We start from the raw sequence: 14,341 nt of genomic DNA, 5'->3' as shown, positions 1-14,341 counted from the left end.
TGCCGTGCGCGCACACGAGGCCGGGGCCCTGCACGGTGACCTCGGCAGCCGGGGGCCGGGCTGGCTGCGTACCCCGGACGACGTCAACTCCCTGCTGCCGCAGCTGTGGCCGCGGACGGTGACCCGCGCGGACGCCGGGGCGCTCACCGTCGGCGGCCGGGACGTGCGGGACCTGGCCGCCGAGTACGGCACCCCGGCGTACCTGCTCGACGAGGAGGACCTGCGGGCCCGCTGCCGCGACTTCCGGGCCGCCTTCGCCGGCCAGGACGTCTACTACGCCGGCAAGGCGTTCCTGTGCCGGGCGGTGGTGCGCATCATCGCCGAGGAGGGCCTGCACCTGGACGTCTGCACCGGCGGTGAGCTGGCGGTGGCGTTGTCGGCCGGGATGCCGCCGGAGCGGATCGGGTTCCACGGCAACAACAAGAGCGTCGCCGAGCTGACCCGGGCGCTGGACGCCGGGGTGGGCCGGATCATCGTCGACTCGTTCGACGAGATCGACCGGCTGACCGCGCTGGCCCGTGACCGGCAGGTCCGGCCGAAGGTGCTGGTCCGGGTGACGGTCGGGGTGGAGGCGCACACCCACGAGTTCATCGCCACCGCCCACGAGGACCAGAAGTTCGGCTTCTCACTGGCCGGCGGGGCGGCCTTCGAGGCGGCCGCCCGGATCCTCGACGAGGGTGTGCTGGAGCTGCGGGGGCTGCACTCGCACATCGGTTCGCAGATCTTCGACGCCAGCGGGTTCGAGGTGTCCGCCCGGCGGGTGCTGGCGTTGCAGGCACAGATCCGCGACGCCCGGGGCGTGGAGCTGCCGGAGCTGGACCTCGGCGGCGGGTTCGGCATCGCCTACACCACCCAGGACGATCCGGCGCCCGCCCACGACCTGGCCAAGCGGATGAACAAGATCGTCGACAGCGAGTGCGAGGCACTGCGGCTGGCCGTGCCGCACCTGTCGGTGGAGCCGGGTCGGGCGATCGTCGGCCCGGCGGTGTTCACCCTCTACCAGGTCGGCACGGTCAAGGACGTCGACGGCATCCGCAGCTACGTCAGCGTCGACGGCGGGATGAGCGACAACATCCGGACCGCCCTCTACGACGCCTCCTACTCGGCGACTCTCGCCTCCCGGGCCTCGGCGGCGCCGCCGGTCCTGGCCCGCGTGGTGGGAAAGCATTGTGAGTCCGGGGACATCGTAGTGAAGGATGAATTCCTGCCCGCCGACGTGCAGCCGGGAGATCTTCTGGCGGTGCCGGGCACAGGGGCGTACTGCCGGAGCATGGCGAGCAACTACAACCATGTGCCCCGGCCGCCGGTGATCGCGGTCCGCGACGGCGCGGCCCGGGTGATCGTCCGCCGGGAGACCGAGGACGATCTGCTGGCACTGGACGTGGGATAGCGCGCGTGGCGCGCGGTCGCGAGGTATGGGGTGAGCATGGTTAAGCCGGTACGGCTGGCGCTGCTGGGTTGCGGCACGGTGGGTGCCGAGGTGGTGCGGCTGCTGCACGAGCAGTCCGCCGACCTCGCCGCCCGGATCGGGGCACCGGTCGAGATCGCCGGGATCGCCGTACGGCGGCCGAACCGGTCCCGTGGCGACCTGCCGGTCGACCCGGCGTTGTTCACCACCGACGCGCTCGGGCTGGTCAAGCGCGACGACGTCGACGTGGTGGTGGAGGTCGTCGGCGGGATCGAACCGGCCCGTACCTGGCTCGTCGAGGCGCTGCGCGCCGGCAAGAGCGCGGTCACCGCGAACAAGGCCCTGCTCGCCGAGGACGGCGGGACCCTGCACGACGCCGCCGCCGCCGGCGGTGCCGACCTGTACTACGAGGCGTCGGTGGCCGGGGCCATCCCGCTGCTGCGCCCGCTGCGCGAATCCCTGCACGGCGATTCGATCACCCGGGTCACCGGCATCGTCAACGGCACCACCAACTTCATCCTGTCCGGAATGGACGCCACCGGCGCCAGCTTCACCGAGGCGCTGGAGGAGGCGACCGCCCTCGGGTACGCCGAAGCCGACCCGACCGCCGACGTCGAGGGCTTCGACGCCGCCGCCAAGGCGGCCATCCTCGCCTCCCTGGCCTTCCACACCCGCGTCGGCGCCGCCGACGTGCACCGGGAGGGCATCACCGAGGTCAGCGCCGCCGACATGGCCAGCGCCAAGGCGATGGGCTGCACCATCAAGCTGCTCTGCATCGCCGAGCGGGGCCCGGGTGCCGACGGCACCGAGTCGGTCAGCGTCCGGGTGCATCCGGCGATGATCCCGCGCAGCCACCCGCTGGCCAGCGTCGGCGACGCCTTCAACGCGGTCTTCGTCGAGGCGGTCGCCGCCGGCCAGCTGATGTTCTACGGCCGGGGCGCCGGCGGGGCGCCGACCGCCAGCGCCGTGCTCGGTGACATCGTCGCGGTGGCCCGCAACCGGCTCGCCGGGGTACGCGCGGCGAGCGAGTCGGCCTACGCCGATCTGCCGATCCGCCCGATGGGGGAGGCGGTCACCCGCTACCACATCAGCCTGGACGTGGCCGACCGCGCCGGGGTGCTGGCCGCCGTCGCCGGGGTCTTCGCCCGCCACGACGTGTCGATCGCCACGGTGCGCCAGTCCGGTCGGGAGGCCGACGCCAGCCTGGTGATCGTCACCCACCGGGCTCCGGACGCCGCGCTGGCCGCGACCGTCGAGGAGCTGCGCGGCCTGGACATCGTCCGGTCCATCGCCAGCGTGCTGCGGGTCGAGGGCGGCCAGTAAGCAGCCGGTACGCTGTGCCGGCCAAGTCGAGGAGGTTGCCATGTGGCGGGGTCTGATCGAGGCGTACCGGGACCGGTTGCCGGTCGGCGACGCCACGCCGGTGATCACCCTCCATGAGGGGAACACGCCGCTGCTGCCGGCGCCGGTGCTCTCCGACCGGGTCGGTGCCGACGTCTACCTCAAGGTCGAAGGGGCGAACCCGACCGGGTCGTTCAAGGACCGGGGCATGACGATGGCGGTCTCCAAGGCGGTCGAGGAGGGCAACAAGGCGATCATCTGCGCCTCCACCGGCAACACCAGCGCGTCAGCGGCGGCGTACGCGGCCCGGGCCGGCCTGACCTGCGCGGTGCTCGTGCCGCAGGGCAAGATCGCGCTCGGCAAGCTGGCCCAGGCGCTGGTGCACGGGGCGAAGCTGCTGCAGGTCGACGGCAACTTCGACGACTGCCTGGCGATGGCGTCCAAGCTCGCCCAGGACTACCCGGTGGCGCTGGTCAACTCGGTCAACATCTTCCGGCTGCACGGGCAGAAGACCGCCGCGTTCGAGATCGTCGCCGGGCTCGGTGACGCCCCGGACATCCACTGTCTGCCGGTCGGCAACGCCGGCAACATCAGCGCCTACTGGATGGGTTACGTCGAGGATCTCGAGGCCGGCAACGCCACCCGTACGCCGAAGATGTTCGGCTTCCAGGCCTCCGGCGCCGCGCCGATCGTCACCGGTGAGGTGGTCCGCGCGCCGTCGACGATCGCCACCGCGATCCGGATCGGCAACCCGGCGAGCTGGACCAAGGCCCTCGACGCCCGGGACACGTCCGGCGGGTTGATCGACGCGGTCACCGACCGGGACATCCTGGCGGCGTACCGGTTGCTCGCCCGGGAGGTCGGTGTCTTCGTCGAGCTGGCCAGCGCGGCGAGCGTGGCCGGGCTGCTGCAGGTCGCCGCGGCCGGGAAGGTGCCGGCCGGGTCGACGGTGGTCTGCACGGTGACCGGGCACGGCCTCAAGGATCCGGAGTGGGCGATCTCCACCGCGCCGGCGCCGACGACCATCGGCAACGATCCGCTACTCGCCGCCCGCGCGCTCGACCTGGCCTGACCCCGGCGGTACGGGCGGAGGCGTACCGCAGGCACCTGCCGGCCGCGGCCGACCGGCCGCGCCGTCGGTCTCTGCCAGGTCGGCCTCGGCGGCGTCGACCATCAGTCGGGCCGCCGCCGCGACGGTACGCAGTTCGTCGGTGTCCAGCCGGGCCAGCAGCCGGGCGTGCCGGTCGGTGCCGGCGGTGACGATCCGGTCGATCAGGTCCCGCCCGTCGTCGGTGAGTTCGACCCGCCGGACCCGGCGGTCCTGTGGATCCTCGCGGCGGCCGACGAGCCGGTGCGCCACGAGGCGGTCGACGATGCCGGTGACGGTGGCCATCCGGACCCCGAGCACCTGGCTCAACTCCTGGCCCGAGGTGCTGCCGTGCAGGTAGAGCAGGAGCAGTATCTTCAGCTGCGGCACGGTCAGCTGCGCGTCGAACAGCGGGTCGGAGCGGTCGGAGGCGAACAGCAACTGCAGTCGACGGTGGGTCGCCATGATCTGGTCGATCAGTTCGTCCCGCTGGGTCACCTGCGCTCCCTCTACCGTCGTCCGACGCGGGCGGGCCGCCCGTCGTGCCGCGAAGGCTATCCCAACAACTCCATATGAGGCTAACTGTTAGCCTTGGCCAAAGTATTCTCCCGTATCCCGCCGCAGGACCCCTTCCCAGGAGTGAGCCCGCACATGTCGTTGCTCGCCAGACTCAGCCTCGCCAACCGGGGCCTCGTCGCGCTCGTCGCGGTCGTGATCACGCTGTTCGGCGCGTTCACGATCCCGACGCTCAAACAGCAGCTCCTGCCCTCGCTGGAGTTCCCGGCCGCGTTCGTCAGCGCCGTCTTTCCTGGCGCCGCGCCGGAGATCGTCGAGGCGCAGGTCACCGAGCCGGTCGAGAACGCCGTCGCCGCCGTGTCGGACGTGGAGAGCGTCACCTCCACCTCCAGCGAAGGCTTCGCGACCGTCCAGATCGAGTTCGCCTTCGGCACCGACCTCGACGCCGCGGTCAACGACCTGGAGACCGCGCTCAACCGGATCGGGGCGCAGCTGCCCGACGGCGTCGACCCGGTGGTCTTCGCCGGCAGCACCGACGACCTGCCCGCCGTGGTGCTCGCCGCCACCGGCGCCGACGACGAGCAGCAGGAGCTGTCCCGCCGGCTCAGCGAGACCGTCGTACCCGAGCTGGAGGGCATCGACGGGGTACGCGCCGTCGACGTCACCGGGGCCAGCGAGCAGATCGTCGCGATCACCCCGAACTATCCCGCGTTGACCGCCGCCGGCTACGACCCGGGCGCGATCAGCGCCGCCCTGCGGGCCAACGGCGTCACCATCCCGGCCGGCACCCTGACCGAGGACGACCAGACCCTCACCGTGCAGGTCGGCACCCGGATCGAGACCATCGAGGACCTCGGCGCGATCTTCCTGAGCACGGCCGGGCGGGCACCCGTACGGTTGGACGAGGTCGCCGAGATCAGCGAGCAGACCTCGCCGGCCACCTCCATCACCCGGACCAACGGCGCGGTCAGCCTCGGCATCGCGGTCACCGCCGGCCCGGACGGCGACGCGGTCGGCATCTCGCACGAGATCCGCGACCGGCTCGCCGAGCTGGGCGACGCGGCCGACACCGAACTCGTCGTGGTCTTCGACCAGGCGCCGTTCGTCGAGCGCTCGATCGAGGCGCTGACCACCGAAGGCCTGCTCGGCCTGGTGATGGCGGTCCTGGTCATCCTGGTCTTCCTGCTCTCGGTACGGTCCACCATCGTCACCGCCGTCTCGATCCCGCTGTCGGTGCTCATCGCGCTGATCGCGCTCTGGATCGGCGACTACTCGCTCAACCTGCTCACCCTGGGCGCGTTGACCATCTCGGTCGGTCGGGTGGTGGACGACTCGATCGTCGTCCTGGAGAACATCAAACGACATCTGGAGTACGGCGAGGACCGGCGTACGGCGATCCTCACCGGCGTGCGGGAGGTCTCCGGCGCGGTCACCTCCTCGACGCTGGCCACGGTGGCGGTCTTCGCCCCGATCGCCATCGTCGGCGGGTTCGTCGGCCAGCTGTTCGCCCCGTTCGCGATCACCGTCACCGTCGCTCTGCTCGCCTCGCTGCTGGTCTCCCTGACGATCATTCCGGTGCTGGCGTACTGGTTCCTCAAGCCGGCCGCCGCCGGCACCGACGTCGACGCCGTCCGCGAGCAGGCCGAGGCGAAGGAGCTGCGCAACCCGCTGCAGCGCGGCTACCTGCCGGTGATCCGGTTCGCCACCACCCGGCGCTGGGCGACCGTCGGCATCGGCCTGGCGGTGCTGCTGGGCACCTTCGCACTGGGCACCCGGCTGGAGACCAACTTCATCGACGACGCCGGCCAGGACACCCTGAGCATGCGTCAGGAGCTGCCGGTCGGCACCAGCCTGACGGCGGTCGACGCCGCCGCCCGCCAGGTGGAGCGCGAGTTGGCCCGCACCGACGGGATCGAGTCCTACCAGGTCTCCATCGGCAACAGCAGCAACCCGTTCGCCGGCAGCGGCGGCGCCACCACGGCCAGCTACTCGATCACCCTGACCGAGGGCACCGACAACGTGGCCCTGCAGCAGCAGCTGCGGGACGCCTTCGCCGGTCGCGACTCCCTCGGTGAGATCACCGTCGGCGCCGCCGGTGGCGGCCCGGGCGGTGCCAGCACCAACCAGCTGCAGGTCGTCGTGCAGGCCAACGACCCGGACGATCTGGCGACCGCCACCGAACGGGTCCGGGCCGCGATGGCGCAGACGCCGGACGTCGCCGACGTGACCACCTCGCTGGCCGCCGACGCCACCCGGCTGGAGGTCCGCATCGACCGGGCGGCTGCGGCCGGCGCCGGGCTCACCGAAGCCGCGATCGGGCAGATCGTCGCCCAGGCGTTCCGGGGCAGCCCGCTGGGTGAGGTCACCCTCGACGGCGAGCGGATGAGTGTGCTGCTCAGCCCGACCGCCACCCCCGCCTCGGTCGAGGAGCTGGCCGCGCTGCCGATCGGCCCGGTGCCGCTGAGCGCGTTGGCGGAGATCGTCGAGGTCACCGGCCCGGTGCAGATCAACCGGATGGACGGCGAACGCAGCGCCACCGTCACCGGCACCGCGACCGGCTCGAACGTCGGGCAGACCAGCGCCGACCTGACCGAACGGCTCGACGGGCTGTCGCTGCCGACGGGTGTGACGTACACCATCGGTGGGGTCAGCGCCGACCAGGCGGAGGCGTTCGCCGACCTCGGCCTGGCGTTGCTCGCCGCGATCGCCATCGTCTTCGTGATCATGGTGGCGACGTTCCGCAGCCTGATCCAGCCGCTGATCCTGCTGGTGTCGGTGCCGTTCGCGGCGACCGGCGCGATCGGTCTGCTGGTCGTCACCGGTACGCCGATGGGCGTGCCGGCGCTGATCGGGGCGCTGATGCTGGTCGGCATCGTGGTGACCAACGCGATCGTGCTGATGGACCTGATCAACCAGTACCGCGAACAGGGCATGAGTGTGGCCCAGGCGGTGGTGGAGGGCGGCCGGCGACGGCTGCGACCGATCCTGATGACCGCGATCGCGACCATCTGCGCGCTGACGCCGATGGCGCTGGGGCTGACCGGGGTGGCCGGCTTCATCGGCCAGCCGCTGGCGATCGTGGTGATCGGCGGTCTGTTCAGCTCGACCCTGCTCACCCTGGTGCTGGTGCCGACCCTTTACACGATGGTCGAGGGGACCAAGGAACGCTGGCGGGAGCGCCGCGGCGCGGCCCGGTCCGGTGGCACCGACACCGAGCCGACGGACGCGGCCGGCGAGCGGTCGGCCGCCGACGCCCCGGCCGACCGGGCGTCGACCCCCGGCGGTACGGCGGAGCGCAGCTCACCGGTGGCCGCGCCACCGGCCCGGCCGTCGGCGGCCCTGGTCGACGGCACCGACCAGTTCGAGGTGCTGAAGCTGCCGAAGAGCCGCAAGTCGCCGCTGCCACCGGCGGACAGCTGAGCTGACGGGCGGGTCCCCGAGATCGCCACGGGGGCCCGCCCGCCCTGCCTGGCCGCCGGTGCCAGTCACGCAGATCACATTCCGGTCGCTGTCCGGGCCCCGGTCGGTAGGGTGCCGGTACGTGGCCTCACCGTTAGCGGTCCTTACCGGCAATCGTGACTTCCGTCGGCTGCTCAGCGCCGAGCTGGTGATGTTCGGTGCCGACTGGTTCGTCATGGTTCCGCTGCTGGTGCTCTTGCCGGAGTTGACCGGCAGTGGTGTCTGGGGAGCTCTGGTCCTCGCCGCCGACACCGGCATCCACGCCCTGATGCTGCCGTTCACCGGGACCCTGGCCGACCGGTTCGACCGCCGACGCATCCTGATCCTGGCGAACCTGGCGGCGGTGGTGGCCGTACTGCTGCTGCTCGGGGTGCGCTCGTCGGGCACCGCCTGGCTCGCGCTGGCCGCCGTGGCCGCGCTCGCCGTGGCGAAGTCCTGCTACTCACCGGCCGCCCAGGCCGCGCTGCCGAACGTGGTCTCGGCCGAGGAACTGCCCGCCGCGAACGTGTTCGCCGGCTCCGCGTGGGGCACGATGGCGATCGTCGGCGCATCGGCCGGCGGCCTGGTCAGCGCCGCCGTCGGCCCGTACGCCTGCTTCTGGATCGCGGCGGCCGCGCTGATGGTGGCGGCCGGATTCACCGCCACCATCCGCCGGCCGATGCAGGCCCCACGGGACAGCTCGGAGCCGGCGTTGCGCACCCTTGCCGCGATCCGCGAGACCCTGGTCTACATTGGTCGTCGCCCGCAGGTGCTGGCCCTGGTCACCGCCAAGAGCGCGGTCGGCCTCGGCAACGGCGTACTCACGTTGTTCCCGCTGCTCGCCGGCGTGTACGGGGTCGGGGCGATCGGCACCGGACTGCTGTTCGCGGTGCGCGGTGCCGGTGCGGTGGTGGGACCACTGCTCATGCGTCCGGTGCTCAACCGGCGGCGCTGGCTGCTGACGGCGTTGGCGGCCTCGATGTCGGTGTACGGGTTGTCCTACACCGGCATCGCGTTGATCAGCTGGTTCCCGCTGGTGCTGGCGTTGGTGTTCCTGGCACACCTGGGGGGCGGCAGCAACTGGGTGCTGTCCAACTACGCCCTGCAGGCCGTCGTGCCGGACCGGCTGCGTGGCCGGGTGTTCGCCGCCGACCTGATGCTGGCGACGCTGGCGATCTCGGTCAGCCAACTGGTGGTGGCCAGCGTCATCGACACCGTGGACATCCGGGTCATCCTGGCCGGCTGCGGTCTGGTGACCGTGACGTACGCCATCGGCTGGTGGCTGGTGACCCGGCGGCTGCCGCTGGCGGTGGCCGCAGCCGACACCCGTTGATTCCGGCGGATCCGGTCCGGGCACCGGTCTGCTAGCATCGTGATATCACTTTGATAGTGCGGTTTCGCGGGCGAGGAGCAGTCATGGAACGGTCGGTCTTCAGGGTGTCGGGCTTTCTGGCGGTCGGCGTACTGCTGGCACTCGGTGTGGTCGTCGCGCTGCCCGTGCTGCTCACCGTCGGTTCCTCGGCCACCGGTGCCGACGCGGCCGCGATCGTCGTGCCGGCGGCGCTGTACGCGGCCGTGGTCGCCGTCGCCGCCACCGGGTTCGCCGTGGTCAACCCCAACGAGGCGCAGGTCGTGCAGTTCTTCGGCCGCTACCTCGGCACGATCCGGGTCGCCGGTCTGCACTGGACGTGGCCGTTGACCGCGCGCCGGCGGGTCACCCTGCGGGTGCGCAACTTCGAGACCGACCGGCTCAAGGTCGCCGACGCCGACGGCAACCCGGTCGAGATCGCCGCGGTCGTCGTCTGGCGGGTCGTCGACTCGGCGAACGCCGTCTTCTCGGTCGACGACCACGTCGCCTACGTCGCGGTGCAGGCCGAGGCGGCCGTACGCCACCTGGCCACCAGCTACCCGTACGAGGCGCACGACAGCGGCCGGGCCAGCCTGCGCGACGGCAGCGTCGTCGCCGAGGAGTTGACCGCCGAGCTGCGCGAGCGGGTCGAGCTGGCCGGCGTCGAGGTGCTGGAGTCCCGGGTGACCCATCTCGCGTACGCTGCCGAGATCGCCCACGCGATGCTCGCCCGGCAGCAGGCCGCAGCGGTCGTCGCGGCCCGGTTCCGCATCGTCGAGGGCGCGGTGGGCATGGTCTCCAACGCCCTGGAGCGCCTGCGTGACGAGCACGTCATCGACCTCGACGAGGAGCGCAAGGCCCAGATGGTGGCCAACCTGCTGGTCGTGCTCTGCGGCGACCGGTCGGTGCAGCCGGTGGTCAACACGGGATCTCTCTACAGCTGAGGCGGTTGCGGCTGATGGCCGAACGCAAGAAGCTGCTGCTGCGGCTCGATCCGGCGGTCCACGAGGCGATGGCCAAATGGGCCGCCGACGACCTGCGCAGCGTCAATGCCCAGATCGAGTACGCGCTGCGGCTCGCGCTGCGCTCCGCCGGTCGTGCCGCCGGCTCAGCGGGCTCAGCCGGCGCTGCCCCGGGCGTCGGCCAGTTGTCGGACCAGCACCAGCAGCCCGGCGAGGAGCAGCCCTAGCCCGACGGCGTCGAGCAGGGTGAGCAGCCCGCCCACCACGGCAGAGGCCAGGCCGATTTGGCTGGGTGGGCCGCTGCCGGCCAGCACCGGCAGGTACGCCGACCAGATGATCCCGACCGCCACCGCGCCCAGCAGGACGACCAGGCCGCTGAGCGCCAGCCCGCCGCCTCGACCCGTCACCGCCGTACGCCGCAGCATCAGCAGCACCACGCCCGTCACCAGCACCGCGATCACCGGCAGCCGCACCGCGACCTGGACCGCCAGGTATCCGGGGTCGATCCCGCCGCTCGTGCCGAACTCCATGCCAGCCACCTTCCTGGTCGCCCTGACCTGCCGCACCCTAGCGCCGGCGGGCAAGGCGCGCCCCTAGCATGGTGCGATGGCTATCAGCTTCGTTCCCGGGCCGGTGACCGTACGGGTCCCGGCTACCAGCGCCAACCTCGGTCCCGGGTTCGACGCGCTCGGGTTGGCGTTGGCCCACCATGACGAGGTGACCGCCCGGGTGACCGCCGGCGGCTGCCGGGTCGAGGTCTCCGGCGAGGGGGCCGGCGAGTTGCCGGTCGACGACAGTCATCTGGTGGTGCGGGCCATGTACGCCACCTTCGACGCCCTCGGCGCCCGCCCGCCCGGCCTGGCGCTGAGCTGTGTCAACCGGATCCCACAGGCCCGGGGGATGGGCTCGTCGTCGGCGGCGATCGTGGCCGGTGTACAGCTGGCCCGTGGTCTGTCCGTCGGCGGCGCGCAGGCCCTGGACACCGCCGCCGCGCTGCGGATCGCCGCCGACCTGGAGGGTCACCCGGACAACGTGGCACCCTGCCTGCTGGGCGGGTTCACCATCGCCTGGACGGCGGCGGACGGCGCGCACGCCGTCTCGTTGCCGGTGGCGCCGGACCGGACGGTGACGGTCTTCGTGCCGACCGGCCGGGGGCTGACCGAGGTGGCGCGGGCGGCGTTGCCGCAGACGGTGCCGCATGCCGACGCCGCGTTCAACGCCGGCCGGTCCGCGTTGCTGGTGCATGCGATCACCGCCGATCCGGCGCTGCTGCTGGCCGCCACCGAGGACCGGCTGCACCAGGAGTACCGGGCGGCCGGGATGCCGGCCAGCGCCGACCTGGTTGCCCGGCTGCGCGCCGTCGGGGTGGCCGCGGTGATCAGTGGGGCGGGGCCGAGTGTGCTGGCGCTGACCGACGTGCCGGGTGATTTCTGTCCGGGAATGGACTGGCAGAGTCAGACGTTGCTGGTAGACGTTGCCGGAGCGCAGATCGAAGGCGCTATAGTAGGACACGCCGAGCGGGACCCTGTTGCCGCAGGTCGGAAGAGTTGATTACGCTCTAGGCCAAGCACAGCCGCGAAGCACGCGATCTCCTGCGGGGCGGCGCACCCCCGAAGCTATCGGCGGTAAGCCCGTCTCACCCCTGCCTAGGCCTCCGCCAAACCGCAGTCTCCACGGATCGCTGCAGACGCTGAGACCTGCTCACCGAGGCTGGTGTGGCGGATTCGGCGAGCTGCGCGAAGACTCCCGCGACGTGTCATGCGAGGCGGGTGCACCGAGGCCACCCGGCCACCTAGCTGTTCGATCCGGGTAGCCCGGCCTTATCGAGGGAAGGAATCCATTGAGCGACACCACCGACGTGACGTCGGATGTCTCCAACGTCGCTGACGACACCACCGCTGCTCCTGCCCGCCGTCGGCGGTCCGGCACCGGGCTGTCCGCGATGCTGCTGCCTGAGTTGCAGAGCCTCGCCGCGTCGCTCGGCATCTCCGGTACCGCCCGGATGCGCAAGAGCGAGTTGATCGCGGCGATCTCCGAGCGCCAGGCCGGTGGCGGCGCCCCGCGGCCACGCGCCGAGGTCGCCGCGGCGACCGCACCCCCTCGGGACGAGGTGCGCGCCGAGGTGCGCGCCGAGCCGGAGCGCCGAGACAGCGGCGGCGGCGAGCAACTCGCGATCGTCGAGGAGCCGCCGGCGCGGGAGCGGGGCACCCGTCGGGGCCGGTCGAGTCGGGCGGCGGCGCAGGAGTCGCGGACCGAAGAGCCGGAGACCACGACCGCGACCGCCCCGGCCGAGCCGGGTGAGCGGGAGCGCGGCGACGCCCGCGGCGAACGGGCCGGTGACGGCCGTAACGGTCGGGACCGGGGCGAGCGCGGTGAGCGCAACGACCGGGGTGACCGCAACGAGCGCAACGACCGGGGCGAGGGCCGGGACCGTAACGACCGCAACGAAGGTCGGGACCGTAACGACCGGGGCCCACGGGACAGCGAGGACGACGGTGACGGCGACGGCGGTGGCCGGCGCGGGCGACGCAGCCGGTTCCGCGACCGCCGGCGGCGGGGGGACCGCGGTGAGGGCGGTGGCGGCGACAGCGGTGGTGGCCGTGAGCCGCAGGTGACCGAGGACGACGTCCTGGTGCCGGTCGCCGGCATCCTCGACGTCCTGGACAACTACGCGTTCGTGCGCACCACCGGCTACCTGTCCGGGCCGAACGACGTCTACGTGTCCATGTCTCAGGTGAAGAAGTACGGCCTGCGTCGTGGCGACGCGGTAACCGGCGCGGTGCGGGCCACCCGGGACGGCGAGCAGCGGCGCGACAAGTACAACCCGCTGGTACGGCTGGACACGATCAACGGGATGGAGCCGGACGAGGCGCGGCGGCGGCCGGAGTTCTACAAGCTCACCCCGCTCTACCCGCAGGACCGGTTGCGGCTGGAGACCGAGCCGCACATCCTCACCACCCGCGTCATCGACCTGGTGATGCCGATCGGCAAGGGGCAGCGGGCGCTGATCGTCTCCCCGCCGAAGGCGGGCAAGACGATGGTGTTGCAGGCGATCGCCAACGCGATCACCCACAACAACCCCGAGTGCCACCTGATGGTCGTCCTGGTCGACGAACGGCCGGAAGAGGTCACCGACATGCAGCGGTCGGTGAAGGGCGAGGTCATCGCGGCCACGTTCGACCGGCCGCCGCAGGACCACACCACCGTCGCCGAGCTGGCGATCGAGCGGGCCAAGCGCCTGGTCGAGCTGGGGCACGACGTCGTGGTGCTGCTCGACTCGGTGACCCGGCTGGGCCGCTCGTACAACCTGGCGGCACCGGCCAGCGGCCGGATCATGTCCGGTGGTATCGACTCGACCGCGCTCTATCCGCCGAAGCGGTTCCTCGGTGCGGCGCGCAACATCGAAAACGGCGGGTCGCTGACCATCCTGGCCACTGCGCTCGTCGAGACCGGATCCATGATGGACACGGTGATCTTCGAGGAGTTCAAGGGTACCGGAAACGCCGAGCTCAAACTCGACCGCAAGATCGCCGACAAGCGGGTCTTCCCGGCCATCGACATCCACCCTTCCGGCACCCGCAAGGAGGAGATCCTGCTCGCGCCGGAGGAGCTGGCGATTACCCACAAGCTCCGCAAGGTGCTGCACTCGCTGGACTCGCAGGGCGGTCTCGACCTGTTGCTGGACCGGCTCAAGCAGAGCCGGACCAACATCGAGTTCCTGATGCAGATCGCCAAGTCGACACCGGGGGAGTGACCCCGGCACCGACCGCGCCCGGTGCGGGAATCGCCCGGGCGCGTCGGGCGTTAGGCCTGGCGGTACGTCGTGCCGGTCGCGGTGGGTGGCAGTGCCCGCCCGCCGCGATCCGGCACCGTGACACATGGCAGACTGGTCGACGGCCAGGGTTCCGGTTCACGCCCGAGTCGATCCGCACACCGGTGCGGGCGATGCCGACGGCGACCCGGCGACCGACGATGAGAGGACCTCACCCATGAAGAAGGACATCCACCCGCAGTACGTGACCACCGAGGTCACCTGCTCCTGCGGCGCCTCGTTCACCACCCGCAGCACCGCCTCCAGTGGCAAGATCCACGTCGAGACCTGCAGCGCCTGCCACCCGTTCTACACCGGCAAGCAGCGCGTCCTCGACACCGCGGGCCGGGTGGCCAAGTTCCAGCAGAAGTACGCGAAGGTCCAGGCCAAGAAGACCAAGTAGCGCTCCGTACGACGCCCGCTCTCCGTC

The 14,341-nt window shown here is 71.8% G+C and carries 12 protein-coding genes; 10 read left to right on the top strand and 2 right to left on the bottom strand.

The genetic code is table 11. The annotated features are described in order from the left end of the window. The first annotated feature begins 4 nt into the window (after positions 1-4). From lysA to thrC, 3 genes are read left to right on the top strand one after another with little or no spacing between them, the layout of a single operon-like run. Positions 5-1,390 carry a diaminopimelate decarboxylase gene (gene lysA, locus O7623_RS14155; RefSeq protein WP_282229087.1) on the top strand — a complete coding sequence of 462 codons (1,386 nt, stop codon included), beginning with the start codon at positions 5-7 and terminating at the stop codon, positions 1,388-1,390. Between the two features lie 36 nt (positions 1,391-1,426). After that, on the top strand, positions 1,427-2,731 hold the full coding sequence (locus tag O7623_RS14150; RefSeq protein WP_282229408.1) for a homoserine dehydrogenase: 1,305 nt from the start codon (positions 1,427-1,429) through the stop codon (positions 2,729-2,731). A 40-nt stretch (positions 2,732-2,771) separates the two neighbouring features. Continuing rightward, the gene (gene thrC, locus O7623_RS14145) at positions 2,772-3,821 is read left to right on the top strand and encodes a threonine synthase (protein WP_282229086.1); all 1,050 of its coding nucleotides are present in this window, start codon (positions 2,772-2,774) and stop codon (positions 3,819-3,821) included. On the opposite strand, the gene O7623_RS14140 is transcribed toward thrC, so the two are convergent. After that, positions 3,789-4,334 carry a MarR family transcriptional regulator gene (locus O7623_RS14140; RefSeq protein WP_282229085.1) on the bottom strand — a complete coding sequence of 182 codons (546 nt, stop codon included), beginning with the start codon at positions 4,332-4,334 and terminating at the stop codon, positions 3,789-3,791. The genes thrC and O7623_RS14140 overlap by 33 nt on opposite strands. A gap of 153 nt (positions 4,335-4,487) precedes the next feature. On the opposite strand from O7623_RS14140, the gene O7623_RS14135 reads away from it, so the two are divergent. From O7623_RS14135 to O7623_RS14120, 4 genes are all read left to right on the top strand, one after another. Continuing rightward, positions 4,488-7,772, top strand: a complete 3,285-nt coding sequence (locus O7623_RS14135; RefSeq protein WP_282229084.1) for an efflux RND transporter permease subunit — start codon at positions 4,488-4,490, stop codon at positions 7,770-7,772. A 121-nt stretch (positions 7,773-7,893) separates the two neighbouring features. Beyond that, positions 7,894-9,123 carry an MFS transporter gene (locus tag O7623_RS14130; protein WP_282229083.1) on the top strand — a complete coding sequence of 410 codons (1,230 nt, stop codon included), beginning with the start codon at positions 7,894-7,896 and terminating at the stop codon, positions 9,121-9,123. An 83-nt stretch (positions 9,124-9,206) separates the two neighbouring features. Further along, positions 9,207-10,082 carry an SPFH domain-containing protein gene (locus O7623_RS14125; RefSeq protein ID WP_282229082.1) on the top strand — a complete coding sequence of 292 codons (876 nt, stop codon included), beginning with the start codon at positions 9,207-9,209 and terminating at the stop codon, positions 10,080-10,082. A 14-nt stretch (positions 10,083-10,096) separates the two neighbouring features. Then, positions 10,097-10,327, top strand: coding sequence for a hypothetical protein (locus O7623_RS14120; RefSeq protein ID WP_282229081.1), 231 nt, complete (start codon positions 10,097-10,099; stop codon positions 10,325-10,327). Here the strand turns inward: O7623_RS14120 and O7623_RS14115 are convergent. Beyond that, the gene (locus tag O7623_RS14115) at positions 10,256-10,630 is read right to left on the bottom strand and encodes a hypothetical protein (RefSeq protein WP_282229080.1); all 375 of its coding nucleotides are present in this window, start codon (positions 10,628-10,630) and stop codon (positions 10,256-10,258) included. The genes O7623_RS14120 and O7623_RS14115 overlap by 72 nt on opposite strands. Before the next feature lie 76 nt (positions 10,631-10,706). Between O7623_RS14115 and thrB the strand changes: the two genes are divergently transcribed. The 3 genes from thrB (at position 10,707) to rpmE (ending at position 14,314) form a co-directional block, all read left to right on the top strand. Beyond that, positions 10,707-11,651, top strand: a complete 945-nt coding sequence (gene thrB, locus O7623_RS14110; protein ID WP_282229079.1) for a homoserine kinase — start codon at positions 10,707-10,709, stop codon at positions 11,649-11,651. A 289-nt stretch (positions 11,652-11,940) separates the two neighbouring features. Further along, positions 11,941-13,854, top strand: coding sequence for a transcription termination factor Rho (gene rho, locus O7623_RS14105; protein ID WP_282229078.1), 1,914 nt, complete (start codon positions 11,941-11,943; stop codon positions 13,852-13,854). 235 nt (positions 13,855-14,089) lie between these two features. After that, positions 14,090-14,314 carry a 50S ribosomal protein L31 gene (rpmE, locus tag O7623_RS14100; protein ID WP_282229077.1) on the top strand — a complete coding sequence of 75 codons (225 nt, stop codon included), beginning with the start codon at positions 14,090-14,092 and terminating at the stop codon, positions 14,312-14,314. Positions 14,315-14,341: the final 27 nt, after the last annotated feature.

It is taken from the genome of Solwaraspora sp. WMMD791 (assembly GCF_029581195.1).
Classification (GTDB): domain Bacteria; phylum Actinomycetota; class Actinomycetes; order Mycobacteriales; family Micromonosporaceae; genus Micromonospora_E.
Note: the sequence above shows the minus strand (reverse complement) of the source record. Positions and strands in the feature narration are given on the sequence as shown.

Coding starts and splice junctions, on each gene's coding strand:
- O7623_RS14150 (WP_282229408.1), top strand. CDS start 1,427: ATGGTTAAGCCGGTACGGCTGGCGCTGCTGGGTTGCGGCACGGTGGGT.
- thrC (WP_282229086.1), top strand. CDS start 2,772: ATGTGGCGGGGTCTGATCGAGGCGTACCGGGACCGGTTGCCGGTCGGC.
- O7623_RS14135 (WP_282229084.1), top strand. CDS start 4,488: ATGTCGTTGCTCGCCAGACTCAGCCTCGCCAACCGGGGCCTCGTCGCG.
- O7623_RS14125 (WP_282229082.1), top strand. CDS start 9,207: ATGGAACGGTCGGTCTTCAGGGTGTCGGGCTTTCTGGCGGTCGGCGTA.
- O7623_RS14120 (WP_282229081.1), top strand. CDS start 10,097: ATGGCCGAACGCAAGAAGCTGCTGCTGCGGCTCGATCCGGCGGTCCAC.
- O7623_RS14115 (WP_282229080.1), bottom strand. CDS start 10,630: ATGGAGTTCGGCACGAGCGGCGGGATCGACCCCGGATACCTGGCGGTC.
- thrB (WP_282229079.1), top strand. CDS start 10,707: ATGGCTATCAGCTTCGTTCCCGGGCCGGTGACCGTACGGGTCCCGGCT.
- rpmE (WP_282229077.1), top strand. CDS start 14,090: ATGAAGAAGGACATCCACCCGCAGTACGTGACCACCGAGGTCACCTGC.